The sequence below is a fragment of the Bradyrhizobium oligotrophicum S58 genome (genome assembly GCF_000344805.1).
Lineage (GTDB): Bacteria > Pseudomonadota > Alphaproteobacteria > Rhizobiales > Xanthobacteraceae > Bradyrhizobium > Bradyrhizobium oligotrophicum.
Map to the genome: position 1 here is coordinate 7,100,266 of NC_020453.1, position 26,857 is coordinate 7,127,122.

General features: G+C 63.6%; 22 protein-coding genes. 10 read left to right on the forward strand and 12 right to left on the reverse strand.

The annotated features are described in order from the left end of the window. The first annotated feature begins 100 nt into the window (after positions 1-100). Positions 101-883: a protein phosphatase CheZ gene (locus S58_RS30850; protein ID WP_015669355.1), complete on the forward strand. Its 783-nt coding sequence runs from the start codon at positions 101-103 to the stop codon at positions 881-883. 117 nt (positions 884-1,000) lie between these two features. Here the strand turns inward: S58_RS30850 and S58_RS30855 are convergent, their stop codons facing one another. Further along, on the reverse strand, positions 1,001-1,507 hold the full coding sequence (locus S58_RS30855; protein ID WP_015669356.1) for a hypothetical protein: 507 nt from the start codon (positions 1,505-1,507) through the stop codon (positions 1,001-1,003). 330 nt (positions 1,508-1,837) lie between these two features. Here S58_RS30855 and groES point away from each other — a divergent pair, with 330 nt between their 5' ends. From groES to S58_RS30870, 3 genes are all read left to right on the forward strand, one after another. Further along, a complete protein-coding gene (gene groES, locus S58_RS30860; protein WP_015669357.1) occupies positions 1,838-2,134 on the forward strand; it encodes a co-chaperone GroES in 297 nt (98 codons plus the stop codon). A 121-nt stretch (positions 2,135-2,255) separates the two neighbouring features. Continuing rightward, the gene (groL, locus tag S58_RS30865) at positions 2,256-3,899 is read left to right on the forward strand and encodes a chaperonin GroEL (RefSeq protein ID WP_015669358.1); all 1,644 of its coding nucleotides are present in this window, start codon (positions 2,256-2,258) and stop codon (positions 3,897-3,899) included. A 143-nt stretch (positions 3,900-4,042) separates the two neighbouring features. Further along, positions 4,043-5,236: a hypothetical protein gene (locus tag S58_RS30870; protein ID WP_015669359.1), complete on the forward strand. Its 1,194-nt coding sequence runs from the start codon at positions 4,043-4,045 to the stop codon at positions 5,234-5,236. 304 nt (positions 5,237-5,540) lie between these two features. Here the strand turns inward: S58_RS30870 and S58_RS30875 are convergent, their stop codons facing one another. After that, complete coding sequence (locus tag S58_RS30875) at positions 5,541-5,948, reverse strand: META domain-containing protein (RefSeq protein WP_042340328.1); 408 nt, start codon at positions 5,946-5,948, stop codon at positions 5,541-5,543. Positions 5,949-6,109: 161 nt separating this feature from the next. Next, positions 6,110-7,774, reverse strand: coding sequence for an L-lactate permease (locus S58_RS30880; RefSeq protein WP_015669361.1), 1,665 nt, complete (start codon positions 7,772-7,774; stop codon positions 6,110-6,112). Positions 7,775-8,092: 318 nt separating this feature from the next. Here S58_RS30880 and S58_RS30885 point away from each other — a divergent pair, with 318 nt between their 5' ends. Further along, a complete protein-coding gene (locus S58_RS30885) occupies positions 8,093-9,853 on the forward strand; it encodes an ABC transporter ATP-binding protein/permease (RefSeq protein ID WP_015669362.1) in 1,761 nt (586 codons plus the stop codon). A gap of 381 nt (positions 9,854-10,234) precedes the next feature. Here the strand turns inward: S58_RS30885 and S58_RS30890 are convergent, their stop codons facing one another. The 4 genes from S58_RS30890 to S58_RS30905 all read right to left on the reverse strand — a co-directional run bounded on the left by S58_RS30890 (position 10,235) and on the right by S58_RS30905 (position 14,828). Further along, positions 10,235-11,248: a TorF family putative porin gene (locus S58_RS30890; protein ID WP_042341035.1), complete on the reverse strand. Its 1,014-nt coding sequence runs from the start codon at positions 11,246-11,248 to the stop codon at positions 10,235-10,237. A 433-nt stretch (positions 11,249-11,681) separates the two neighbouring features. Next, on the reverse strand, positions 11,682-12,185 hold the full coding sequence (locus tag S58_RS30895) for a hypothetical protein (RefSeq protein WP_015669364.1): 504 nt from the start codon (positions 12,183-12,185) through the stop codon (positions 11,682-11,684). 73 nt (positions 12,186-12,258) lie between these two features. After that, positions 12,259-13,593, reverse strand: a complete 1,335-nt coding sequence (gene glcF / locus S58_RS30900) for a glycolate oxidase subunit GlcF (RefSeq protein WP_015669365.1) — start codon at positions 13,591-13,593, stop codon at positions 12,259-12,261. Further along, a complete protein-coding gene (locus S58_RS30905; protein ID WP_015669366.1) occupies positions 13,590-14,828 on the reverse strand; it encodes an FAD-binding protein in 1,239 nt (412 codons plus the stop codon). Before S58_RS30905 ends, glcF begins: the two co-directional genes overlap by 4 nt. A gap of 583 nt (positions 14,829-15,411) precedes the next feature. On the opposite strand from S58_RS30905, the gene S58_RS30910 reads away from it, so the two are divergent. Beyond that, positions 15,412-15,750 carry a putative quinol monooxygenase gene (locus tag S58_RS30910; protein ID WP_015669367.1) on the forward strand — a complete coding sequence of 113 codons (339 nt, stop codon included), beginning with the start codon at positions 15,412-15,414 and terminating at the stop codon, positions 15,748-15,750. A 265-nt stretch (positions 15,751-16,015) separates the two neighbouring features. Here the strand turns inward: S58_RS30910 and S58_RS30915 are convergent, their stop codons facing one another. Next, positions 16,016-17,311 carry a cystathionine gamma-synthase family protein gene (locus tag S58_RS30915; protein ID WP_015669368.1) on the reverse strand — a complete coding sequence of 432 codons (1,296 nt, stop codon included), beginning with the start codon at positions 17,309-17,311 and terminating at the stop codon, positions 16,016-16,018. A gap of 803 nt (positions 17,312-18,114) precedes the next feature. Between S58_RS30915 and S58_RS36025 the strand changes: the two genes are divergently transcribed. Next, positions 18,115-18,276: a putative quinol monooxygenase gene (locus S58_RS36025; protein ID WP_244440670.1), complete on the forward strand. Its 162-nt coding sequence runs from the start codon at positions 18,115-18,117 to the stop codon at positions 18,274-18,276. 155 nt (positions 18,277-18,431) lie between these two features. Here the strand turns inward: S58_RS36025 and S58_RS30925 are convergent, their stop codons facing one another. Continuing rightward, complete coding sequence (locus S58_RS30925; RefSeq protein WP_144058426.1) at positions 18,432-19,022, reverse strand: hypothetical protein; 591 nt, start codon at positions 19,020-19,022, stop codon at positions 18,432-18,434. 353 nt (positions 19,023-19,375) lie between these two features. On the opposite strand from S58_RS30925, the gene S58_RS30935 reads away from it, so the two are divergent. Together S58_RS30935 and S58_RS30940 are read left to right on the forward strand one after the other, a co-directional pair. Next, the gene (locus S58_RS30935; RefSeq protein ID WP_015669373.1) at positions 19,376-19,711 is read left to right on the forward strand and encodes a filamentation induced by cAMP protein Fic; all 336 of its coding nucleotides are present in this window, start codon (positions 19,376-19,378) and stop codon (positions 19,709-19,711) included. A 72-nt stretch (positions 19,712-19,783) separates the two neighbouring features. Further along, entirely contained in the window at positions 19,784-21,880 is a 2,097-nt protein-coding gene (locus S58_RS30940; protein ID WP_015669374.1) for an ATP-binding protein, read from the forward strand. Positions 21,881-22,099: 219 nt separating this feature from the next. Here S58_RS30940 and S58_RS37930 read toward each other — a convergent pair whose 3' ends face one another. Both S58_RS37930 and S58_RS30950 read right to left on the reverse strand, forming a co-directional pair. Continuing rightward, positions 22,100-22,570, reverse strand: coding sequence for a hypothetical protein (locus S58_RS37930; RefSeq protein WP_015669375.1), 471 nt, complete (start codon positions 22,568-22,570; stop codon positions 22,100-22,102). A gap of 1,103 nt (positions 22,571-23,673) precedes the next feature. Next, positions 23,674-25,167 (reverse strand): FAD-linked oxidase C-terminal domain-containing protein, encoded by a 1,494-nt coding sequence (locus tag S58_RS30950; RefSeq protein ID WP_015669376.1) that lies wholly within the window; start codon positions 25,165-25,167, stop codon positions 23,674-23,676. Between the two features lie 211 nt (positions 25,168-25,378). On the opposite strand from S58_RS30950, the gene cycA reads away from it, so the two are divergent. Continuing rightward, a complete protein-coding gene (cycA, locus tag S58_RS30955; protein WP_015669377.1) occupies positions 25,379-25,774 on the forward strand; it encodes a cytochrome c-550 CycA in 396 nt (131 codons plus the stop codon). A gap of 62 nt (positions 25,775-25,836) precedes the next feature. Here the strand turns inward: cycA and S58_RS30960 are convergent, their stop codons facing one another. Beyond that, a complete protein-coding gene (locus tag S58_RS30960; protein ID WP_042340331.1) occupies positions 25,837-26,802 on the reverse strand; it encodes an alpha/beta fold hydrolase in 966 nt (321 codons plus the stop codon). Positions 26,803-26,857 lie beyond the last annotated feature (55 nt).

Here is a 26,857-nt window from a genome sequence, read left to right on the forward strand (position 1 = left end):
GGCGCACGCGGGCGTTGCGCAATCGCGGTTCCTGGCGTGAACGCGATGTTAAATAGCCTCCGCGTAGAACTGATCCGAGCAAGAGGTCAGGGATATTGTCATGGCTGTTCGCAAGCGTTTCCGTATCGAAGAAGCAATTATCGGCCATATGCCGGAGCCCGACTTCGTCGGCGGCGAGATCGGCCCCAATCACAAGGAAATCATGGACGAGCTCCGCGCGATCCGCTCTCAGATGGCCCACGCCATGCGCAACGGCGGTGGCGGCGGCACGGCGAACGCCGCCATCGAAGAGTCTGCCGCACGCGAGGTCGCCGAGGCGCGCGCGCTGCTCGAGACCTATCGCGCACAGATCGAACAGTGCGAGAAGCTGAAGGTCGAGCTGGATCTCATTCATGATGCGATCAACCGCACCAAGGGCGAGATCGCGACCCTCCATGCCAAGAGCTTCAACGGCGAGGAGATGGCGAAGGTCAACGGCGAGCTCGGCGCGGTCGTCGGCGGCACGGAGCAGGCCACGCAGCAGATCCTCGAAGCCGCGGAGGCGATCGACCAGGCCGCCAGCGCGCTTTCCAAGGTGGACTCGGCCGACCAGCAGAAGATCCTGAGCGAAGAGATCCAGGAGCGCGTGGTCTCGATCTTCGAGGCCTGCAACTTCCAGGACCTGACCGGCCAGCGCATCAACAAGGTCATGACCACGATGAAGTTCATCGAGCACCACATCGTGGTGATGATGGACATCTGGGGTGGCGTCGACGCCATCAAGGCGCATGTGCCGCCGATCGTCGACACCCGCGAGGGCGACGCCAGGCTGCTGAACGGACCGAAGGCGGAGGGCGATGTCGGCCACGCCTCGCAGGACGACATCGACGCGTTGTTCAACTGAGCCCGTCGGCCCGTCCCAGCGACGGTTCCGACAGGTCATGGCACCAAGCAAAACGCCGGCGCTCTCGCCGGCGTTTTTCGTTCGTCTCTCGATCGTAGCGGGATGGTCGCCCGGACCTCAGGCGCGCGGCCCGCAGCGGACGTAGACCATCGTCTGGTAACGGGTGGCTGCATCCTTGTCGACGAAGCGGGTGATCAGCACCCGGCCGTCGAAGGAGACGACCTCGCGATCCTGCTCGCCGCCGGGGGGGCCGGCCGGACCGATGTAATTCTTGCCGCCGGCCGAGCCCTTCAGCCGCAGCTCCTGCGGAGTTGCCTGGTCGGCCAGATGCATCACCACGCCGCCGGCGGTGCCCGCCCCGATCGTATAGGGCTGTTTGCACTGCGCCAGCGCCATCTTCTCGGTGCGTACGCGGTCATTCGGATTGTTGTAAGCGGCGAGGCCCCATTTGCCCACCAGATCCTCCGCCCGGATCGTCGCCGGAACCTCAGGCTCGACCGGCGCCTCGGTCTGCATGGGCGTCGACGGCGACAGGCTGAAACCCGTGCACGCTCCCAGAAGCATCGTGAGCGCCGACGCGATCGCGAGATTGGCAACCGGCCGCGCGCACCGTGAACTCGTCATGGCATCCCCTTAGGAACAAGATCATGGCTGCCCCGTCCGGCAACCAAGCGCAAAACGCGCGTCAGAGCAATGACGTCGGATGACGACGCCGCTCCACTAACATGTCTGGCCCGGGACAACATCCCCTAACAGCCTCAAGAAGGGCTTAACCGCCGGCCGTTGCTTGACAGGAACAGCCGCAAGCCATATTTCCCCGAGCGGTCTTTAGCACTCGGAGGGCACGATTGCTAAGGCCGCGAGTCAGTTGGAGCCAAGTGGGCGCCAAATGTGGCCGCATTCAGATTCCCTCCGACAGCAACACTCATCGAAGCACCCCAAAAGGGATCCGTCATGGCCAAATCGAAGTTTCGTCCCCTGCACGATCGCGTCGTGGTTAAGCGTATCGACGCTGAAGAGAAGACCAAGGGCGGCATCATCATTCCCGACAGCGCCAAGGAAAAGCCCTCGCAGGGCGAAGTCGTCGGCGTCGGCCCGGGCGGCCGCGACGAGAGCGGCAAGCTGATCCCGCTCGACGTCAAGGTCGGCGACCGCGTGCTGTTCGGCAAGTGGTCCGGCACCGAGGTCAAGCTGGACGGCGAGGAACTCCTGATCATGAAGGAGTCCGACATCATGGGCGTCGTCGCCTGATGCCGCCCCGCCGGGGGCGGCGGTCAGCCGCCCCGGGCAACAATGCTCTGCAACCTCGTTCAGGCGACAGACGGGCGATCGCGCCCCTGGCCGTCGAGGTCCACTCCAGGAGAATTTTGAAATGGCAGCCAAGGACGTCAAATTCGCTGGCGACGCGCGCGACCGCATGCTTCGCGGCGTCGACATTCTCGCCAACGCCGTCAAGGTGACGCTCGGCCCGAAGGGCCGCAACGTCGTCATCGAGAAGAGCTTCGGCGCTCCGCGCATCACCAAGGACGGCGTCACCGTCGCCAAGGAGATCGAGCTGGAGGACAAGTTCGAGAACATGGGCGCGCAGATGCTGCGCGAGGTCGCCTCCAAGACCAACGACACCGCCGGTGACGGCACCACCACCGCGACCGTGCTGGCCCAGGCCATCGTCCGCGAGGGCGCCAAGTCGGTTGCCGCCGGCATGAACCCGATGGACCTCAAGCGCGGCATCGACATTGCCGTCGCCGCCGTGATCAAGGATATCGAGAAGCGCGCCAAGCCGGTCGCCTCCTCCGCCGAGGTCGCCCAGGTCGGCACCATCTCCGCCAATGGCGACGCCGCGATCGGCAAGATGATCGCCCAGGCGATGCAGAAGGTCGGCAACGAGGGCGTGATCACGGTCGAGGAGAACAAGTCGCTCGAGACCGAGGTCGACATCGTCGAGGGCATGAAGTTCGACCGCGGCTATCTCTCGCCGTACTTCGTCACCAACGCCGAGAAGATGACCGCCGAGCTCGACGACGTCTACGTGCTGCTGCACGAGAAGAAGCTGTCGGGCCTGCAGGCCATGCTGCCGGTGCTCGAAGCCGTGGTGCAGTCGGGCCGTCCGCTGCTGATCATCGCCGAGGACGTCGAGGGCGAGGCGCTGGCCACGCTGGTCGTCAACCGCCTGCGCGGCGGCCTCAAGGTCGCAGCCGTCAAGGCGCCGGGCTTCGGTGACCGCCGCAAGGCCATGCTCGAAGACATCGCGATCCTGACCGGCGGTCAGCTGATCTCGGAAGATCTCGGCATGAAGCTCGAGAACGTCACGGTGAAGATGCTCGGCCGCGCCAAGAAGGTCGTGATCGACAAGGAGAACACCACGATCGTCAACGGCGCCGGCAAGAAGGCCGACATCGAGGCGCGCGTCGGCCAGATCAAGGCGCAGATCGAGGAGACCACCTCGGACTACGACCGTGAGAAGCTGCAGGAGCGCCTGGCCAAGCTCGCGGGCGGCGTCGCGGTGATCCGCGTCGGCGGCGCGACCGAGATCGAGGTCAAGGAGAAGAAGGACCGCGTCGAGGACGCCCTCAACGCGACCCGCGCTGCGGTGCAGGAAGGCATCGTCCCCGGCGGCGGCGTCGCGCTGCTGCGTGCCAAGAAGGCGGTCGGCCGCATCACCAACGCCAATTCGGACGTCCAGGCCGGCATCAACATCGTGCTGAAGGCGCTCGAAGCTCCGATCCGCCAGATCTCCGAGAACGCCGGCGTCGAGGGCTCGATCGTGGTCGGCAAGATCCTCGACGAGAAGTCGGAGACCTTCGGCTTCGACGCCCAGACCGAGGACTATGTCGACATGGTCGCCAAGGGCATCATCGACCCCGCCAAGGTCGTCCGCACGGCGCTGCAGGACGCCTCGTCGGTCGCAGGCCTGCTGGTCACCACCGAAGCCATGGTCGCCGAGCTGCCGAAGGACGCGGCTCCGGCGATGCCGGCCGGCGGCGGCATGGGTGGGATGGGCGGCATGGGCTTCTGAGCCCATCGCTTCCATCACCGGGACGTTCAGGAAGGCCGCCTCCGGGCGGCCTTCTTTTTGGCCGAGTGTCCGCGCCGGGGGTGCAGGGATCGCAAATCGGCGCTACAGCTTAAGGCCGATTCTGCCCCCATAAGGATTTTCAGATGCGCGCGATTTTGCTTGCGCTGGCCGTGATTGCTGCGGCCGCGCCGGAACTCGGTTGGGCCCAGAGCAAGAGCGGGACCAAGGCGGCCCCCGCCAACGAGACACGCTATTTCACCGCGATCGACGGCCTGATGGACGGCAATGCCGACGTGATCCTGAAGGAGACGCGCCAAGGCAAGAACGTCACCGCGGCCACGCTCGATGTCTGTTATCCCGTGGCGAAGAATTCGGACCGCAAGGACCGTTTCGTGGTGAGCCTCACCGTCAATGGCCAGACCTTGACCGGTGCGACCCAGAGCAACGGCGCCAAGGAGCCGGTCACGGTGAAGCTGAACCGCAAGCCGACCGGGGACACCTTCGAGTTCCGCGGCCAGATCGCGATCGGCAAGACCGTGACCGAGGTGGCGTCCACCGACAATTCCGACGTCAGCGAGAAGGAATTCCAGGAGAGCCAGTCGAGCGACGACGGCATCACCGCACAGCCCAAGGACTTCACCGACGTCTCGCCCGAGGCGGTCTCGGTCCGTCTCAAGCTGGACGCGGTGGTCGAGTTCCTCAAGAGCCTGAAGGGCCAGGATGTCGAGATCTCGCTCTCCAGCCTGATCGTGACCTGCGACGCACTGCGCGCGGGCGAGCAGACCATCAGCATGACGGTGGATCCCGAGCGCGCCGGCGCGTTGATCGCGAAGGCACGGGCCATGAACGGCGTCGTGACCGCCGGCTGGACTGCCGGAACCGTGGAGATGGACCGCACCATCCGCTTCCCGGCCGCGGACTGGCGCGACGGCGACAAGATCAACCGGGACAAGCTGGGCAGCGCGATTTCCGACGTGCTGGCCAAGACCTACAACGCCAAGCCGACGAGCGTGGCCTGGAACCCGGTCACCGGCAAACTCAAGCTGACCTTGAAGCGGCCGAGCCAGTTGATGCCGGCGCTCGAGCTGACCGACGTCATCGAAGTCAGCGGCCTCGTCTCGCCTGACAAGCCAGGGAGCGCGGATGCGCTGATGCTGTGGATCAGCAGCCCGACCACGACCACTCTCGATGAAGCCGCCGCGGCCAAATTGATCCTGTCGGACGAATCGTCGGGCGATGAGGAAAGCGATACGCGCGATGATGGCGGCGCGATCGACGAGCTGGCGAAGGCCTTCAAGGCCAAGCGCTGGGACGCGGACAACTCGGTCTGGAAGTAAGCCGAGCCGTGACGGCAGGTGCTTGGATCTGGATGGACGGCCGCACTGCTCGACCGTCGCTCGATGATGACCACGAGGCGCCGCGATGTCGGTCTCACCCTCCCCTGGAGGGAGGGTCGATCGCGCGCGAAGCGGGCGAGCGGGGTGGGGTGGGCCGCGGAAACCGGTGCAAGTGGAGAGATCACCCCACCCCGGCTCACATGCGCTTCGCGCCTATGAGCCGCCCCCCCCCTCCAGGGGAGGGTGACAGCGGGGCCTGCGCGCCGATCGATGTGACCAGGACTTTGCAGCCGGCCGTCTCGGCTCAATTGGTGTTGAGCCGGAAGCGCAGCGTCTTCGGTCCGACGAAGATGATCAGGTCGCCCTGGCGCTTCCAGTTGGTCGCCGCGCTCAGCGCCGCGATCAGGTCGTCATCGGCCTGGGCACGCGCCGCCGGACAGTTACGATCCTCGATCTTGCCGGCGATGAACACGATGGTGTTGCCCGCGACCGAGAACTGGCCCTTCCCGCCCTTGCACCAGAGCTCCAGCACGGTGTCGCCATTGTCGCCGATGTCGAGATCCGGCACCCGCTTCGAGCCGGGCTGCGGCGGCGCGTCGAGCGTCATCTCCATGCCGAAGGGAAAATCCTCGGCCGCGGCGGCGGTGATCGACAGACCGGACATCCACAACGCCGCCACCAGGCCGGCACAGGCTCGCTTCACCACTCGCATCGTTCCTCTCGACTCATCATTACGCGCAGGGGCCGCCTTGTAGGCGATCCTCTGCCTGGCCGCCAGCACGCCCGCACAAATGTGACCTGAACAATGTGACCCGGACATAGCAAACCCCGCGCCGCAGCGGCGGCGCGGGGTTTCTGTCGCAGTCAGTGGCGCTACTTCAGCACCATGGCCGTGAACGGATAGACATAGGCCTGCAGGGTGACGAACAGGCCGACCAGACAGGCCAGCACGATCGAATGCAGGAAGACGTAGCGCAGGATCGAGCTCTCGTGGCCGTACCAGTTGGTGGCGGTCGAGGCGACGACGATCGACTGCGCATCGATCATCTTGCCCATCACGCCGCCGGAGGAGTTGGCCGCCGCCATCAGCACCGGCGACAGGCCGAGCTGCTCGGAGGTGATCTTCTGCAGGTTTCCGAACAGCACGTTCGACGCCGTATCCGATCCCGTCAGCGCCACGCCCAACCAGCCGAGCAAGGTGCCGAAGAATGGATAGAGCACGCCGGTCGCGGCGAAGGCGAGACCGAGGGTGGCGTCGACACCCGACAGCCGTGTCAGCGTGCCGATCGCGAGCATCGCCGAGATCGTGATCAGCGAGATCGCGCAGAGCCGGATGGTGCGGCCATATTCGGCGATCAGCCTGCCTGGTCCGACGCCCATCAGGAAGCCGGAGATGATCGCGGCGATCAGCATGCCGGTGCCGGTGAAGGTCAGATAGGTGAAGGAGAATACGGCGCCTTCAGCCGTCGGCTTCGCAGCCACCGGCGGCATCTTGTTGATCAGCTTGTCGAGCTCGGGCACCGGATAGCTCCAGGTGAAGATCGAGTTCGCCCAGGTCTTGAAGGCGCCGTTGCCCCAGATCAGCATGATGACGCAGACGATGATCCAGGGCAGCAGCGCGCCCCACAGCTCGGCCTGCGTCAGCGGCGTGCGGTCGAGCGGCTTCGCCGCCGCCATGGTCGCAGCCGATTCGTCGCGGCCACGCAGCGCCGGCGACAGCCACAGCTGACGGGGCTGCCACACCTTCAGGAACAGGATCAGCGCCCCCATCGAGATCAGCGAGGCGCCGATGTCGACGATCCAGGGGTTGATGTAGTTCGAGATCAGGAATTGCGGCACCGCAAAGGATACGCCGGTGACCAGGATCGCCGGCCAGATGTCCTTCATGCCCTTCCAGCCCGCAAACGCCCAGACCACCCAGAACGGCACGATCAGCGAGAATATCGGCAGCTGGCGGCCGACCATCGCACCGAGGATATAGGGGTCGAGACCGGTCACCGAGGCGAGGCCCTGGATCGGCGTGCCGAGCGCGCCATAGGCGACCGGCGCGGTATTGGCGATCAGCGACAGGCCGGAGGCCGCGAGCGGCGAGAAGCCGAGGCCGATCAGCACGGCGCCGGTGATCGCCACCGGCGTTCCAAAGCCCGACGCGCCCTCGAAGAACGCGCCGAAGGAGAACGCGACCAGCAGCAGCTGCAGCCGGCGGTCTTCGGTGACGCCGCCGATGGCACGCTTCAAGAGTTCGAAGCGTCCGGTCGAGACGGTCACCTGGTAGAGGAAGATGACGTTCAGGACGATCCAGCCGATCGGGAAGAAGCCGGTGACGACGCCCAAGAACGTGGCGCGGATCGACATGTTGGCCGGCATGGTGAAGACGAAGATCGTGATCACGTTGGTCAGGATCACGGCGATGATCGCCGCGATATGCGCCTTCACCTTGCCGCTGGCGATCAGGACCAGCAGCGTCACCACAGGGACGGCGGCGGCCAGCGTCGACAGCGCCGGGCTCCCCAACGGGTCGTAGATTTGATTCCACATCGTGATTTCTCCCCCCACGTTCTTGTTGGACCCGATCCGTCGGCGCGGATCAGGCCTGCTTGCCGCCGGCACGGCCGGGCAAGAATCCCGGGAAACGAGATCACAAAACCGGCAACGCCAAACTCTGCTCAAATTCTCGCGAAATCTGGCAGCGGCCGCGGTCCCTCTCCCCGGCCGCATGCTACGGTTTGCCACAGCCGACCGACAAGCCGGTGGTCGCCGGGCTCATTACGACTTTAGTCTATGCAAACGGCCGGGACCAAAAATTCTCGTTCGACTTCAGCCTGTTAAGTCCTTTTTCCCAGGAGCAGCCTTTCTGTGAACAATCTGCGCTCGACCCTCGCCATCGTCTGGCGGATCGCCATTCCCTACTTCCGCTCGGAGGACAAGGTCGCCGGCCGCACCCTGCTCGCCGCCGTCATCGCGATCGAACTCGCGCTGGTCGCGATCGATGTGCTGGTGAACCAATGGCAGGCGCGGTTCTACAACGCGCTGCAGGAGTACAACTGGGACAGCTTCATCTGGGAGATCGGTGTCTTCGCCGTGCTCGCGACGACCTTCATCGTTCTCGCGATCTATCAGCTCTATCTCAACCAATGGCTCCAGATCCGCTGGCGGCGGTGGATGACCGAGACCTACCTCAGGCATTGGCTCGGCAACGCCAATCACTACCGGATGCAGCTCAAGGGCGACGCCGCCGACAACCCCGACCAGCGCATCGCCGAAGATGTACAGCTCTTCGTCGACCGTACTCTCACGATTACCGTCGGCCTGCTCAGCTCGGTCGTGACGCTGGCCTCCTTCGTCGTCGTTCTCTGGGGACTTTCGGAAGCGGCTCCGCTCACGCTGTTCGGCACCGAATATGCGCTTCCGGGCTATCTGGTCTGGGCGGCCCTGCTCTACGCGATCCTCGGCACCGTCTTGACGCATTGGATCGGGTCACCGCTGGTCAATCTCAATTTCGAGCAGCAGCGTTTCGAGGCCGATTTTCGCTTCAATCTGGTGCGTGTCCGGGAAAACTCGGAGCAGATCGCGCTGCTGCGCGGTGAAGGCGCCGAGCAAAATCTGCTGTCCGGTCGGTTCGGCCGCGTCGTGAACAACTGGTATCAGATCATGAGCCGGACCAAGCGACTGACGGCCCTTACGAGCGGGTACTCGCAGGCGGCCGTGATCTTTCCCTACGTCCTGGTCGCGCCGGCCTATTTCGCCAAGAAGGTTCAACTGGGCGGCATGATGCAGACCGCCTCGGCTTTCTCGAGCGTACAGCGTGCACTGTCGTTCTTTATTTCAACCTATCGCACGCTGGCCGAATGGCGTTCAGTGGTCGCCCGCCTCGACGGCTTCGAGATGTCGATCGAGAGCGCCAAGTCGCTGTCCACCGAGCCGCAGACGATCGATGTCGTCAGCCACGGAGGCGACAGCATCGAGCTCGCCCAGCTGCTGCTGAAGCTGCCGAACGGCCTGCCGCTGATCGCGGCCGATGGCTTCAGCCTCAAGAGCAGCGAGCGCACGCTGCTGACTGGCCCCTCCGGCGCCGGCAAGTCGACGCTGTTCCGCGCCATCGCCGGCATCTGGCCGTTCGGGATCGGAGCGATCAGCGTGCCCGCGCATGCCAAGCTGATGATGCTGCCGCAGCGGCCGTATTTCCCGATCGGCGCGCTCAAGGCGGCAATCGTCTATCCCGCGGCCGCGGAGGCTTTCAGCGCCGAGCAGGTCAAGGAGGCGCTGGTGGCCGTCGGCCTGCCGCTTCTGGCCGACCGGCTGGACGAGGACGGGCATTGGAATCGGATGCTGTCGCTCGGCGAGCAGCAGCGGCTCGGCATCGCCCGCGCGCTGCTGCATGCGCCGCAATATCTCTTCCTCGACGAGGCCACGGCCTCGCTGGACGAGCCGAGCGAAGCCAGGCTCTATCGGGTCATTGCCGAGCGCCTCCCGCAGACCACGGTCGTCTCGATCGGACACCGCTCGACCCTTCACGACTTCCACGATCGCAAGGTCGAGCTGATTCGGGATGGCGACCGGTTCGCGCTGCGGCCGGCCGCCCAGGCGGCCGATGCCCCCGCAGGCGGGGCGGAGTAGCCGCGCAAGTCCCGTTCCCCCTCGCACCGCAGGGCTATCGCCCCGGTCGTCATGGCCCCCGCCATCCACGTCGTTCGGCGTGCTGGGAACGAGTTGGATGCCCGGGACAAGCCCGGGCATGACGGAGCTACTCACCGGCAGGATCGTTGATCGCCACAGCCTCATAACCCCAGAGGCCCGGAGGCGGCGCAAGCTCCGATCGCAAATGCGATAGCCCTGCCTCGCACCGGGGCGCCTCGGGCGCCGCAAGACGGCTCCACGCGCAAGGTGTCTCGCTCCCTTGACCAGGCCGACGCGCCGTTCGAGAGCCCCGCGGCAAACGAAAAGGGCGGCAGATTTCTCTGCCGCCCTTGCTTGGAAGTTCGATCCGCCTGGCGGTGATTACTTCAGATTGGTCATCGCCGTCAGGTCGACCGAGAGCTTGGCAATGCCGGTCGCACCGCACCAGTTCGAGCTGTTTCCGGCCGGATTGTTGCCAGTGATGGGCGCGGTTCCGACGCTCGCATTGAAGGCACCGGTGAAGACGCTGCAATCACCCTTCGAAAGATTGCTGTCGGAGTAGCGCAGGTCCAAGGTGAACACCTTGTAGGTGAAACCGATGCCGACGTTCCAGGTGTTGTAGTCGGCATAGTGGATGCCGTTCGGGAACGCCGCGGTGCCGTAGAAGCTGTCGGTGGTGCCGAACCACTGCCGGCCGAACTCGCCGGAGACGTACATGCCGACGCCGCTCGATCCGAAGATGGTGCTCGGCGCGGTGTATTTGCCGGTGACCGAGGTGTAGTTGCCCCAGGCGCCCGAATTCAGGAAGCTCGGCGTATAGAACTCGGTCACACCGAACGACCAGTTGTCGTTCACCGTGTAGGTGCCCTTGCCGTAGACCTCGAAGAAGCTGACGTCCTTCTTCATGGTGTTCGCGTTCGTCAGTGCGTTCCCCAAGCACTCCGCGCTCAGCGGACGGCCAGCAGAATCGGTCAGGCCGCCATTGAAGGCATTGGCTGCACCGTATTGGCAGGTCCCGCCCGGATACAGATAACCCCACACGCCGATGTCGAAGGCGAAGGCGCCGAAGGTCGGGCGGATACCGCCGTAGACGTCGATCTCGGCCGCCGCGCGGTTGGCGAAGGAGATGCTCTCGCCGGCGACGCCGAAGTAGAACTGCAGGTCCTTGTTGACGTTGAAGCGCGGCTCGAAATAGGCGGCGACCGACGGCTTGTGGTTCGACTGGGTGACGCCGCGGAAGACGTAGTCGTTCATGATCGCGGCGCCGAAGGCGACGTCCCAGGGATCGAATGCCGGCGCGGGCGGCGCCTTCAGGGCCTTGACCGCCATGTCCGCCGCTGAAGCCGATCCCGAAACCATTGCCAGCGCCGTTGCCAACAAAGCCCACTTTTTCATGACGATCCCCATCACCCTAATTTCAGACCTCGGCCCCGACATTCGGCCCCCCAGGGCTCAAACAAGACCGGCTGTGTCATCCAGGTGCAATTTGTGCCAGGGTCCCGCCGCAGGTGAAGCAAAAAAGCGCGGCATCTGCCGCCTTTTTGGGCGTTTTGACATTTCTACGGCAGGTAGTCGGCGCCTGTTGCATTTGAACAACAAATCTACGTGTGCCTGGGCACCCTAACGAGCACATTCGGGTGTCCGGAAACATCGCAAATCGTCCAGCGGCAGGCAAAACAGCGCATCGCGCGGAGGTCGGATTCGCCCGGCCGTAAATTTGCGGGCGCGACCGCTTCGAGCAGCAAATTCATCCCCAACGAACAACGAGGCCGCAGCGTCGCCGCTGCGGCCTCGTCTCGTCGATCAGTTCGACATCGTCGAGCGGACGTCAGCTCTCGGAGCCCGTGCCGTCCTCGCCCTCATGGGCTTCGGGAGCCGCGCTCGGCGTCGCCCAGCTGGTCTCGCCAGCCGATTCGGTCTCGTTCATTTCGGGGGCCTCGACCAGCGGAGCCTTCTTCGGAGCCCGTTTCTTGGCGGCCTTCTTGGGTGCAGCCGGAGACTTGGCAGCAGACTTGGAAGCGGCCTTGGCAGCCTTCTTCGCGGGTGCCTTGGCGGCAGGCGCCTTCTTCGCGGCGGCCTTCTTTGCAGCGCCCTTCTTGGCCGGTGCCTTCTTGGCGGGAGCCTTCTTAGCGGGAGCCTTGGCGGCCTTCTTCGCCTTCTTGGCGGAGGCCTTCGTAGCCTTGGCAGCCTTCTTGGCGGCTTTCTTCGCGGCCTTGGCGGCCTTCTTGGCAGACTTCTTCGCCGCCCCCTTGGTCGACTTGGCCTGCGCCATCAGCTTGTTCTTGTCCTTCTTTTCTTTCTTGTCGTCCTTGGCCGTCTTGTCCTTCGCCATCGAATCCTCCTGTTGCCGCCGAGCGATCACATCATCCGGCGAGACGGGCCGGCAATCCGCACGCGCCCATCGATCAAATCAAACCTGGTCGCGGACCACCCGTCGCCCAGTCGAGAAGCTCAACGGTGTGGACGACGGGGATGCTCGTGCCGCTGGCAATCTGCATCATGCAGCCGATATTGCCCGCCGCGATCACATTCGGCTTGACGGTCGCGATGTTGGCGACCTTGCGATCGCGCAGTCTCATCGCGATGTCAGGCTGGAGAATGTTGTAGGTCCCCGCCGAACCGCAACACAAATGACTCTCCGGTATATCTTTCACCACGAATCCGGACTTGGAAAGCAATTCTTTCGGAATGCTCGTAATTTTCTGTCCGTGTTGCAGTGAGCATGCGGAGTGATAGGCCACGACGATGTCGTCGTGCTGCGCCTTGGATTGCGCCTTGGGCCTCAGATCGAGACCGGCGAGATACTCGCTGATATCCTTTGCCATGGCGGATACAGCAGCGGACGATTCGGCATATTGCGCGTCCTCGCGCAGCATGTGGCCGTAGTCCTTGATGACGGTGCCGCAGCCCGACGTCGTCACCAGGATGGCGTCGAGGCCGCCGCGCGCAGCCTCCGCCGTCCAGACGTCGACATTGGCGCGCGCGCGCGCCAGCGCATCTTCGTCCTGCCCCATATGATGGGTCAGCGCACCGCAGCATTGCTCGTCCTTGACCAGCACCACCTCGACGCCGTGCCGCGTCAGGACGTTGATCGCAGCCTGGTTGATGCGCGGCGCCAGCGCGGCTTGCGCGCAGCCCTGCAGCAGCGCCACGCGGCCGCGACGCTCGCCCTGCGCCGGAAACACCGTGCCGCCCGAGGGTCCCGGCGGCGGCAGCGCGGCCGTGGGCGCGAGATCCAGCATCGCCCTGAGACGACGCAACAGGCTCGGCGCGGGCCCTTGCGTCGCGGACGACGCCGGCAGCAGCGCCCTGAAGGGCCGGCCGAGCCGCGCCAGGGTCATGGCGATGCGAAACTCGCGCGGCCGGGGCAGCACGAAGGCGAGCACCGCACGCAACAGCCGGTCAGTGAACGGGCGTTGATAGGTCTCGTCGATTCGCACCCGCGCCTGATCGACCAGGTGCATGTAATGGACGCCCGACGGGCAGGTCGTCATGCAGGACAGGCACGACAGGCAGCGGTCGATGTGCTTGACCACGTCAGCCGTCGGCGCCTGGTCCTTCTCCAGCATCTGCTTGATCAGGTAGATCCGCCCCCGCGGGCTGTCGAGCTCGTCCCCGAGCAGCACATAGGTCGGACAGGTCGCGGTGCAGAAGCCGCAATGGACGCAGGCGCGCAGGATCTTGTCGGCGACCGCGATGTCGGGATCGGCGAGCTGCGCGAGGGTGAATTCGGTCTTCATGACGCCACGCTGCGACGCATACGGCCGCGGTTGAGAATGGTCTTCGGATCGAACGACACGCGCACCCGCTCTTCCAGCGCGGCCACGCCCGGTGACTGCGGATGGAACACATCGACGGCGAAACGCACCTCGTCGAAGGCGCGAATGAGCGTCGCATGGCCGCCCACGGCATCCACCAGCTTGCGCACCAGGGCCGCCGAGGCGTCGGACGTCGGCGGCAGCGCCGCCCAGAGCAGCCCGCCGCCCCAATCATAGATCACCTCGCCGCCGGTCTGGCGCGTCAGCGCCTGGCCGATCGTGCCGCCGGACACCGGCGGGCAGACGATTCGCCACACCGTCCAGGCGCCGAGCTGGCCATTGGCCGCGAACGGCAGCACGTCGCGGATCGCGCTCCAGAGCCTGGCGGAGACCTCGTCCTCGACGATCTCGGCCGCACCGAACGTCGCGAGCTGCTGGGCGAGCGACGCCGCACGATGTTTTGCCGAGGCCGTGATGCCCTCGAGCCTGATCGCCGTGACCGCCTCACGCGGCGAGCCGATCCCGCTCAATCCGTCGACCTCCGGCCGCAGCGCCGAGGCCGGCAAATGGGCGGCGCCGGAGACGTCGAACGGCGAGCCCAGCGCCGCCGTCATCGCCCGGTTGGCGGTGAGGTCGTCGAGCCCGCGCAGCACGAGCGTCCGCTCGGCCTCCGGCCGCGGCATCACCTTCAAGGTCGCCTCGGTCATCACCGCGAGCGTGCCCCAGGACCCTGCGAGCAGCTTGCAGAGATCGTAGCCGGTGACGTTCTTGACCACCTTGCCGCCGGTCTTGAAGCTGTCGCCAAAGCCGGAGACGGCATGCGCCCCGAGCAGATGATCGCGCACCCCGCCGGCGCGGATGCGCCGCGGGCCGGCCAAGCCCACCGCGATCATGCCGCCCAGCGTGCCGCGTCCGGTGGTTCCGAGCAGCGGCCCCGTGTCCATCGGCTCGAACGCGAATTGCTGGCTCTTCGAATCGATCAGCGACAGCAGGTCGGCCAGCGGCGCGCCGGCCTGCGCCGTGATGATCAGCTCGTTCGGCTCATAGCCTATGACCGCGCTCAGCGCCGACAGGTCGAGCACGGCATTGGTCGCCGTGACCTGGCCGATCCGGCGCTTCGAGCCATGCCCGACGACATCGAGCGGCTGCTCGCTCGCGATCGCGGCGCGAACCACCTCCTCCACATCGGCTGCGTTGCGTACTTTCAGGGCGTCCACCGCTGCTGGCCTTGCTTGTTGATGATGACAGCCGGTCCAGCGCGACGCGCAGCCACCGGCGTTGCAGCCTTTCTAAAGCGTTGCGTGCCGGACACAAGGGCGGGCAGGATGGAACGCCCACGCGCGATATGCGTGGCGCTCCGTCGGCTGCAGGGCCATCGCACATCTGGCACCGCCAAAGCTGGCCAAGCTGTTTTGACGTCGTCATGGCCGGCCTAGACGACGGTCTCGAAGGTCCGGTCATATTGATATGGACATGGAGACCCCCGCTGTCATCGTCCGCGAAGGCGGACGATCCAGTACGCCGTGACGTCTCGGTTCAATACCTTCTGCCACGGAATACTGGATGCTCCGCCTTCGCGGAGCATGACAGCGGTGGAGACGGCGAGACCTCAAGCCAGCCCGTAGGGCGGGTTAGCGAAGCGTAACCCGCCGACCTGTCGAGACACATGGCGGATTACGCCTTCGGCTAATCCGCCCTACGCCCTCATGCGCATCCATCCTTCGTCCGCTATCGAAGGATCGATCCAACGAACCGGGCTATCAATCCCCTCGCAGACCATCAACGAGAGGACCAATCCCCATGACCGGATATGCAAACGACACGAAAACCGTGAACGAGGCCGTCAGCGGCGGCGGCCTGCTGGTGGTGGCACAATGGGAGGCCCGGGACGGCGAAGCCGACCGCGTCGCCGAGATCCTGTCGCGCTTCCTGCCCGAAGCGCAGCGCGAGCCCGGTGCAAAACTGTTCCTGATCTCCCGCGCCAAGGACAACCCGGCGCAGTTCCTGTTCTACGAGCTGTTCCGCGACGAAGCCGCGTTCAAGGCCCACCAGGAGAGCGACCACTTCAAGACCTATATCGCCGGCCAGGCCCTGCCCTTGCTGGCCCGGCGCGAGCGGATGCAGTACGGGCTGATTTAGACGTCGCTTTCCTGAAATCGGCCCGCGTGGATTGGGGGTGAGCTCTCGCCCCCCCCAATGCGGTCATGCTCCCCCCACGGGTCTCACCTTCGGCGCGCCGACGCTGTCTTGGAGCGGCCATTATCACCTCATGACTTCTCTGTAATCGCCGGTGCGGAGCGCAGTCCGTAGGGCGGATTAGCGAAGCGTAATCCGCCGACCTTTCGAGACACGCGGCGGATTACGCCTTCGGCTAATCCGCCCTACCCGCCGGTGCGGAGCGCAGTCACGCCGGGGTGGGCGCGGCCGCGTTCAAGGCCTGGGCAATGTCGGCGATCAGGTCGGTGGGATGCTCGATGCCGATCGACAATCGGATCGTCGAATCCAGGATGCCGATCTTCTGCCTGACGGCAGCCGGCACGCCGGAATGGGTCATGCTGGCGGGCAGGCTTGCGAGCGACTCGGTGCCGCCCAGGCTGACGGCCAGCTTGAAGATCTGCAGCGCGTTGAGGAATTTGAAGGCGGCTGCCTGACCGCCTTCGATGTCGAACGAGAAGGTCGAGCCGGCGCCGGTGCACTGGCGCCGGAAGACGCGGCCTGCGGCCGAGGTCTGCTCGAGATGGCCGAGGTAATGAACCTTGGCCGCCTTGGGGTGGTCGCGCAGATAGTCCGCGACGATGCGCGCGTTGGCATCGGCTTTCTCCATCCGGATGCTCAAGGTCTCGAGCGAGCGGCTCAGCATCCAGCAGGAGTGCGGGTCGAGCTGGGTCCCGATGGCGCCGCGCAACGCCTTCACGTCCTTCATGATGGACTTGGCGCCGAGCGCGGCGCCGGCGATCAGGTCGGAATGACCGCCGATATATTTGGTCAGCGAGTAGAGCGAGATGTCCGCGCCGTGCTCGATCGGCCGTTGAAACACCGGGCCGAGCAGCGTGTTGTCGCAGGCGACCAGCGGCGTATGTCCCTGCGCCCGGCCGATCGTGTCGGCGACACGGCGCACCATCGCGATGTCGACCAGGCCGTTGGTGGGATTGGCCGGGGTTTCGATGAAGATCATCGCGACCCGCCCCTTGCGCATCGCATCCTGCGCCGCCGCGTCGACCGCGGCTTCGTCGACGCCGTCGGCGAAGCCGACCGCGCCGATGGACAGGCCGGCCAGCGTCTTGCTGAACAGCGTCTCGGTGCCGCCATAGAGCGGCTGCGAGTGCAGGATCACGTCGCCCGGACGCACGAAGGCGAGGATCGTGGTCGCGATCGCCGACATGCCGGACGAGAACAGCGCGCATTTGTCGGTGCGTTCGTAGATGGCGAGCCGGTCCTCGACGATCTCGCTGTTGGGGTGGTTGAACCGCGAATAGACCAGGCCCGCGCCGCCCTCAGGCGGCTCGCGGCGGCCCGAGACGAAATCGAAGAAATCCTGTCCGTCCTCCGCGCTCTTGAACACGAAGGTCGACGTGAGGAACACCGGCGGCTTGACCGCGCCTTCCGACAGCTGCGGATCGTAGCCGTAGTTCAGCATCAGCGTTTCCGGATGCAGCGCATGGTTGCCGATATGGGTTTTTGACGGAAACGGCTTTGTCATGGTTCACCCCGCTGTGCGAATGATCGGACCGCAGCCGCGAACATCGCGCGGCCGCCACCATGTCGTCATTCTATCAGATGATCGGCGGTGCGGGTGCAGCGTCGTCAAAGTTCCGAGAGAGCTAAGCGGACGCGTTTTCACCGCCATTCCGGGGCAACGTCAATGCGGAGACGCGAAGCGGCTCCGCGTCGGTGATTGAACGCGGAATAGCCGTGACGGCATTTGATATGGCCGAAAAATCCGACAATGCGATAAGGCAACCGCTCCCGTAAACTACCACAACTAAGTGCACTGGCCGTAATCCCCGGCGAAGCCCACGGCGCAACTGGTATCGCGGTGACAGTCCGTAGGGTGGATTAGCGTAGCGAAATCCGCCACAATCGGCTCAGGAACGCCGCGCGGCGAGTTACGCCGTCGGCTAACTGACCCGTCCTACGCGCTCCCATGGAGGAAGATCATGGAGAGGTTCACTTTTCTAGGCGTCGCCGTTCTCGTGCTGGCTGCGGCAACCCCTGCAGCGGCGCGTTCGCCGAATGCTTTCGCGCCGACGTACGCCGCGCCCACCCCCGTGCAGACGGGGGAGTCGGAAGCTGCTTGCATCCGGCGGCAGATGCAAATCACGGATCCCGTGAGCAAGATCCACATCCAGGAGGGCGATGCACGGCGCTTCTGCAGTCGTTCCAGGAATCGCAGGTAAGGCCGTTTCGATATCGGCGGTGAGCTACGATGCTCACCGTCCACCGGATTTGCGCGTAGGGCGGATTAGCGTAGCGGTAATCCGCCCCGGCCGGCCGGGAAGCGCTGTGCGGCGGGTTACGCCTCCGGCTAACCCGCCCTACGAGCTGTTCCGCGACGAAGCCGCGTTCAAGGCCCACCAGGAGAGCGACCACTTCAAGACCTCCATCGCCGGCCAGGCCCTGCCGCTGCTGGCCCGGCGCGAGCGGATGCAGTACGGGCTGATCTAGGCCGTTAACCCATCGAGATCGGGTTGGGTGGATAGCGGTCTGTCCGTTTCTTGCTATTGGAAGGGACAGTCCGCGTCAGAGAACGCTATTCAGCGGCAAGGTCCGGCGCTCTGCTTCGCTTCGAGTTAAGTGCACTGGACGTCGCAGCAATTGCACTATTTTCGTTTGAACTGCCACCGCTGGATCGGGAATGGTTTAGAAGCCGCCGTACCGTCAATTGTCAGAACGAGCGCTCGCGCTCCGCACTCGCCATCCGGCGCGGAAAGTGTAAACTGCACAGTTGGCTGAGCGTACCTCTCCACCATCAAGGCCTCCCACATTTCGGGACCGAGTGCATACTGGAATCGGATTCGATCGAGGCTGACATCGTTACCCACCACTCGAATCCTGGCCTTCTCGAAGTCTGTTCTGAATGGAGCCACCCAGATCGCGCCACTATGAACAGTCAGCCGTTGAATTGGCTGAAATGCAATGGACCCCACCTCCATTCTTGCTTTCGGCGGGAGTGGATCTGCCTCAACCTCCCATTCGCTGCCAGATCTCATCAGGTTTCCGTAAAGTTGAGACGCACTACATTTCTGCTCGTCCGCCTGGGTGGGCTCGTTATAGAGACCACCCAAAACGAGCAGGATAAAAAGCCTCATATGGCCCAAAGCGCGTAAGCTCATTTTAGCTTCCAGAACCAGATTTCTTTCACCGAGTAAGGCTTCTCGGGCGTAGCGCACCTCAGCAAGCAGAGACGCCACGGCGCACTTGAGGTCGCGAGGCTCCCCTTTTATCGGCGGAAGTGGCTCACCTACGGCATTCCTTTACGGCTTCCAAGTCATCCTTGCCTGGCTCGATCTCCTATTGTCTTTTCGTGCGAGATCGCCCCGTTCATGCTAGGTTCTGTCATGGCCCCAAAGAAACCCTCTTCAAAAAAAAGACCAAAGCCGGAGGCTTTGTGATTGGCAGCGCCCGGTTTCGCAAGATCAGCGCCGCTGAGGGAATCCAGTATTCTCCCAAGATGAAGGGCGCGTCGGCTTCGAAGGGCAAGGCCCTTTCCCCCGAGGAACGCCGGAAGTCGATCATCGAAGCCTACCGTAAGGCTTAAGCCGCAATGTACGACGCGGTCGCCGACGAGTATTGCTATCCCGGCACGACCGTCCTGAAGAACAAGCTCGACATTCGGGACGGTGAGGAACTGGACGCTTTCGAGGCTGAGGTCAGCGATACCAGGGCCGACGAAGAAATCCCGGCCGGCGATGTGCATCGTCACCGTAACATTTTGATTGAGTCCATCAACACTCTGCCGATCTTCCCTATGGGCTCTACGCGGACTGGACGAAGTCGCCGCGACCGCAAACTGGCCACCGGACGAAGACACAGAAGAAGGTCGAGCGCTACGCGGGCAACAAAGTGCACGCCGCGTGGCAGGCGCGGCGGGGTGGCGTGAGCCAAGCGAAACCGTTTACAACGCCGCCCACGGCGTGCATGGTACAGCATTCGCACGTATCGGGATTTTATCGTGGCAACCCTTACTCAGAACATTGAAAATCGTGTTCGAAAGCTCCCCAAGCCGTCCAATGCAACGCAGGGCTTGCAGCCCCTCTTCGAGGCTGTGAGCAATTCAATCTACGCGATTGAAGACCTGCTGGGGGCAAACGTCGCCAAAGGCAAGGTTTCCATCCGCGTCAAATCACTGTCGGACTCCGACAAGATCGAGATTGTTGTGGCTGACGCCGGAATAGGCCTCGACGCTAAACGTTACGAAGCGTTCTGTGAAATTGACACGGACTTCAAACGTGCCAAAGGCGGCAAAGGTGTTGGGCGCTTGTTCTGGCTGGATGCCTTTAGCTCGATCCTCGTTGAGAGCGTCTACGACAGCCCAAGCGGGAGGCTTCGTCGGGCCTTCTCGTTCGTTCTAGAGAACGATGACCAAGTAAAGCCGAGTCAGGAAGACGAGCCCGCGCCGGGTGCTTCGACCGGCACAACGATAACGTTCCGCGGCTTACGCACAAAAGAATATGCGGACACGTTTCCGAAGCGAGCTGACACTTTCCTTCGGTACTTCAGTGCACACTTCATCGCAGACTTTTTGTTAGGAAGCGGTCCGGCGATTATCGTCGATCTCGATGGCGATGTTACCACTTATCCCAACGCCGTCGCGGAGCTCACAATAGGCGCGCCACTAAAGACCGGAGCGTTCGAGTTAAAGCAGTTCGGCGAGCTGTCGATCATCGGCTTCACTTGCAAGGCCGAAGCAAGCACGGGGCTTGACGGAAAACATCAACTCCACCTTCTCGCCAATGGTCGAACGGTCGAAACGCGCAAGGTCGATAGTTTGCTCGGAGTGACCGATCTCACACGCGACGCTAACAAAGACCTTGTCTTTCATGGCTGTGTCTCTGGCGAATACCTCGATTTGCGGGTGAATGAAGGCCGCACTGCATTTAATCTGACAGAGAAGACGCTTAACGAGATTAGCCGCAATTGCATGGAGCAGGTCCGCACAAAGTTGCTCCCGGCCCAGGTCGAAGCCTATGTCGAGGCACGCAAGGAAAACTACCAATCTTTTGTCAGTCGGTATCCGACCTTCGGCTTTGATGATGACGACACTCAACTACAGAGAGTACCGTTTCACGCAACCACCGCCGAGGATTTTGCGGCTGGATTGGTGAAGTATCAGATTCGTCGAGAGGAAGATCGCCAGAAAACTTTGCAGGCGCTTATCGACACGCTGGAATTGCAAAATATTCCTCAAGACTTCGACAAGGCCGTTAGTGACGCAGCAAGAGAAATCCAAACGTCGGAGCAATTAGCACTAGCGCAGCACGTCGTCCGTCGAAAGCTTGCGCTTGAATTGATGGAGAAACTGATCAAGCGTCTTCGCGCTCGAAAAGAAAAAGAGGACGATCACTTCCTGGAGAAGACCTTGCACTCCTTCATTTGTCCGATGAACGTTCGGGGCGACGACCCGACTGAGGTTAAGAGCCGCGCTCATGAACTATGGATTGTGGACGAGCGGTTGGCGTTTACACGAGCGTTCTCGTCCGACAAGCGCCTTGACGCCATCATGGCGAATGGTGGATCGGCTGAGCGACCGGACCTCTTGGTCTGGAATCTAGCGTATGGCTTGGGTGTGACCGAGACTGAGTCCGTGGATACATCCGAACCGCTCCGCACGATGATGATCGTTGAGTTTAAGAGGCCAGGCCGCAGAGACTATAAAGAAGCCGAAGACCAAATCGAGGCGCAGATAATAAAGTACCTGGGTCAGCTACAGGGTGGTCAGCTCGAATCGTTCGATCGTGCCCGGATCAGGGTCGCGGGAGATTGTATCTTCTACTGCTATGTGGTCGCGGATATCGTTGGAGATTTGGAGCAGCAGTTGTCGAATTGGGAGACGACTGCCAATGGTCAGGGGCGCATTCGACCGCTTAAAAATCAATACCGCGGTTCGATTGAAGTCATTCAATGGCAAGACCTCGTGAACGACGCATGGAATCGAAACAAGGCAACGATTCACGCGGCGGGTTTGAGCAGGTCAAAGCCGACTCATATTGAAGCTTCAATGGTTGCCGCTAAGAAACCGGAGCAGGTATTCGATCCGGCCGGTTCTTGACGTGGAACTTGGCCTAACGGCAAAGGGCGCCTCGGTCTCCCGTAGTGCCCTAATTGAATCAGAACAGCCACGGCATGGCGACAACAATCAAAGCCAAGGGCAACCAGCACCCAAAGCCAAGACGATAGATCGGACCGCCGGGCCTAGTGGCTTCGAGAGTGAACAGCACAGTCATTTGCCCATTTGTTACCCATACTCCGTTCAGTCGCAATGGATCATTTAGGAGTTGCTGCCTGAGCCGCCGCCTCGTGATTCGCTGGCGAGCCTATTTGGGCTTTCCGGGTCCACGAGATCGTACGAAGTACGCAGCAGCCTTGAGCGACTCGGATGTTTCATCTTGCGCAGGATCACAACAAGACGCGTATCGGGATTGACCGGCGCAGCAGCATCTTTTTCAAAGCCTTCGATCGAGCCAAGCCCGAAAAAATCGATTATGCAATTTCGCTCATCAGGCTCGAGCGTGCTCAAAGCCTTTTCGCTCCCTTTTACCATGGCACGGAGCTGCGCGACGTCAAGTCGGCGCAAACGTGCCGTGTCAACGCCTCCGCCAAATATTGCGCCTATCAGGATCGCGATCGGCGTACATCGTGCTACAAGCGCGTTGACTTCCTGACTGGTCACGAGCTCGGCTAGCGCGCGCTGCGCGGCCTCCAGCGTGCCGATTGTCCCGAAGAACGCATCGCTTTCCATTTCGACGGTCGAGAACTTGTGGCCGCAAGAGCCGCATTGACGCTCGCGTTCACGATACTCGCCAAACCCTAGCGACTGCCGTCGCTGAGACAGGGTATACCGATGATAAGGGTCGGTTTTGGTAACCCTCTGCTCGGTCCGTTCCCCGCAACCCGGGCATTTCAGAGTCAGAGTATTTCCCATGGCTGCCCCACGATCAGCATAGGCGATCGCAGGACACTAGCGCTTCCCATATATTGAGCAAGACGCTTTGCTGTTTGGATCGGCGAGGACGCAGACCGTGATCAGGTCTGCGGCTGAGGCCGCGCGCAGTATAGCCCGCAGCCTACGCGAACAGACGCCTCCGAGGCGTCGGGCAAATCACCTAAGAGAATTTGCGCGATTCTCACTGCATATGCGGCCAGCCGAAGCCAAATCGCCCCCGCGCCGAGAAACTCATTTGGCGAGCACTTTCAACGCCGAGCGACCGGCCTGTCCCAAGCGCCGAAATTTTCATCTTTCGTTTTTCCGAAAATTATGCTTCACTACGCCCATCCCGCCTCACCGAGAGGGGCGTACGCGCGGTCGTCACGATATGCGAGGTGGGGATGCGGTGGCCGTGTCGGGTCGCAGCGTGATCTGATCATGCCGACGAACGACTCGATGCGGACGTGAAATCGTGTGGTCCTGGTCTCCCGGTGCTGAGACCAAGCTCTGCGATGCTCGGTGACGGGCATGCAGGCGACGGGGGCAAGAACGCCGGTCCCCGAGGAGATCACGTATAAGCGTTAAGACCGCCGCGCGGGGAATGCCGGTTGATCGGCTGAACCTGTGGTACCTGCCGCCTGCATTTTTTTCGCAGGCGGGCCATGGGTGAGGCCTTCACCCGGCATTCCCTGCGCCCTCTCGATGGTTTCGAAGGGCGGTGTCGATTGTTTCACCTGGGCGCGAGGCGCTGCGGGGACGATGACGTGTGTCTGCGGGGTGCGATGTGGATGGTATGGACGACACTCTCCGCCGTCATTGCGAGGCGCGCTTGCGCCGAAGCAATCCAGAGTCGTGGCCGGGACTCTGGATTGCTTCGCTTCGCTCGCAATGACGATTTGGAGAGGCCTCCACCCGGCTCAGAATCTCGGCAGATCGGGAAACGCCAGCTTGCCGGCGTGGACGTGCATGCGGCCGAGCTCGGCGCAGCGATGCAGGGTCGGGAAGACCTTGCCGGGATTGAGAAGCCCCTGGCTGTCGAAGGCGCACTTCACCCGCTGCTGCTGGTTGAGGTCGATCTCGGTGAACATCTCGGGCATCAAATCGCGCTTCTCGATGCCCACGCCGTGCTCGCCGGTCAGGACGCCGCCGAGCTCGACACAGCAGCGCAGGATGTCGGCGCCGAAGGCTTCCGCCCGCTCCATCTCGCCCGGCTTGTTGGCGTCGTACAGGATCAGCGGATGCAGATTGCCGTCGCCGGCGTGGAAGACGTTGGCGCAGCCGAGCTGGTATTTTTCCGACAGCTCGCGGATGCGCGCCAGCGCCTTCGGCAGCGCGCCGCGCGGGATGGTGCCGTCCATGCAGAGGTAGTCCGGCGAGATGCGGCCGACCGCCGGGAAAGCCGCCTTGCGGCCGGCCCAGAACAGATTGCGCTCGGCCTCGGAGGTCGAGATGCGGCAGGTGGTCGAGCCGCAGCCGTTTGCAATGGTCTCGACCCGGCCGATCAGCTCGTCGACCTCGACGCCGGGGCCATCGAGCTCGATGATCAGCAGCGCCTCGACGTCGAGCGGATAGCCGGCATGGACGAAGGCCTCGGCGGCGTGGATCGCCGGCTTGTCCATCATCTCCATGCCGCCGGGGATGATGCCGGCGCCGATGATGCGGGCGACGCATTCGCCGGCCGCCTCGACCTCGGCGAAGCCGACCATCAGCGCGCGCGCCGTCTCCGGCTTCTGCAGGATGCGCACCGTCACCTCGGTGACCACGCCGAGCAGCCCTTCCGATCCGGTGATCAGCCCCATCAGGTCGTAGCCGGCGTTCTCGGTGCACTTGCCTCCGATGCGCAAGACCTCGCCAGTCATCAGCACGAACTCGCAGCCGAGCACGTTGTTGGTGGTCATGCCGTATTTCAGGCAGTGCACGCCGCCGGAATTCTCCGCGACGTTGCCGCCGATCGAGCAGGCGATCTGCGACGACGGGTCCGGCGCATAGTAGAAGCCGGCATGCGCGACCGCCTGGCTGATGGCGAGATTGGTGACGCCGGGCTCGGTGACGACGACGCGGTTGTCGAAGTCGATGTCGCGGATGCGCTTGAACTTGCCGAGCCCGAGCAGCACGCCGTCGGCGAGCGGCAGCGCGCCGCCGGACAGCGACGTTCCGGAGCCGCGCGGGACCACCTTGATGCCTTGTTCATGGCAGTATTTCAGGACATGCGAGACCTGCGCGGTCGTCTCCGGCAGCACCACGACCATTGGCGGCTGCCGGTAGGCCATCAGCCCGTCGGACTCGTAAGGCAGCATCTCGGCGGCGCTGTCGATGACGCCCTCGCCCGGCACGATCGCACGCAGTGCAGCAACGATTCCGTCGCGGCGCGCCAGCACCGCCTGATCAGCCTCCGGCATCATGATCGCCATCGCGCGCGTCTCCCAAGGTCGATTTCTGCCGCCATATCAATCACAACAGCGGCGGTTTGGGTAGGCGGCCAAGGCCGGTTCGCTGGTTGTCGCCGGACAAAGATCGCGTCGATTTTGCCGAACCCGATCGGGCCGGGCGACTTGTGTGAGGGCGGCGGCCATGCCACAAACCTGCGCACGATTTTTGTCCCGAAACCACAGAGCCTGATCCATGAAGAAACTGACTTTGACTGCGCTCGTCGTGATCGCCTCGTCGTCGCTGGCCTCGGCCGTGCTGGCGCAGGATGCCGCCGCAGGCAAGACCTCCTTCAACAAGTGCCTGCCCTGCCATGCGATCGGCGAAGGTGCGAAGAACAAGGTCGGCCCGGAACTCAACGGCCTGGATGGCCGCAAGTCGGGCAGCGCGCCGGACTACAACTATTCGGAAGCCAACAAGAATTCGGGCATCACCTGGAACGAGGCGGTGTTCAAGGAATACATCAAGGATCCGAAGGCCAAGATCCCCGGCACCAAGATGACCTTCGCCGGCATCAAGAACGAGACCGAGATCAACAATCTCTGGGCCTATGTGTCGTCGTTCGACAAGGACGGCAAGCAGAAGCAGTAACCGGCTGCCGGCCGATACGCCATCTGGACTGCAGAGCCCCGGCCGATCCGCCGGGGCTTTTTTCATGGCGAGGGCTGCAGCGTTTCGGCCGGCGCGATCGCGGCGACCATGCGCTCGACCTCGCTGGCGACCAGCTCCGGCACCGCGTTCTGCACCATGTGCCCGAGTTCCGGCAGCACGATCAGGCGGGTCTGCAGCACAACCTGCGCGAGCGGGCGGGAATGAATGTCGGTGTAGACCGTCCGGTCGGCCTCGCCGGCCACGATCGTGACCGGCACCTTGATCTCGCCGTAGCGCGGCGCCTGCTCGATCACCGCCTGCTTCAGGGTGACCAGGTCGCGCGCATTGGCCAGGAATTCGCTGGGACGCAGCAGCAGCGGCGTCGCCGTCCGCTCGACGAAGTCGTCGGGCATCTCTTGCGGCGCGAACACGCCGCGCACCCCCGGTGCCATCAGCGCCAGGCCGAGCGGAAGCGTGATCGTATGGGCCAGAAGCGGCCCGATGACGGGCGTCGCCACGGCCGCGTTGTATTGCCCGACGCCGCCGCGCCAGGGATAGGCGACCGGCGCCAGCATGACGAGGCCGGCCACCCGATCGGGAAAGTCGAGCGCCATCCGCAGGCCCAGCGCGCCGCTCCAGGAATGCACCACCAGGACGACCTGGCCGATGCCGAGCCGGGCCAGCGCCTCGTCCAGCATGCGTGCCTGCGCGGCGGGGGTGGAATCCTCAGGCCGCGTCCGCGGGCTCCAGCCGTGGCCGGGGCGGTCCACCAGCAGCACCCGGTGGCGTTGCGCCAGCAACTCGCCGAGCGGCCGGCGCATCGCCTCCAGGTTCGAGCTCGCGCCGTGAATCAGCAGAAGCGGCGGCTTTTCGCCATCGCGCGGGCCGATATCCACAAGATTGATAGTCGCTCCATCGACGTCGATGGCCTGCCCTTGCGCCGGATAGCGGCGCTCGACCACCGCGACACCGGCTCGGGTCAGCAGCGCGAGGACGGCCAATGCGCCCACCAAGAACATTGAAATCATTGATAGTTTTCTGCGTGCCACACTGACAGTTACGAGCCAGATCGGCGGGAGTTGC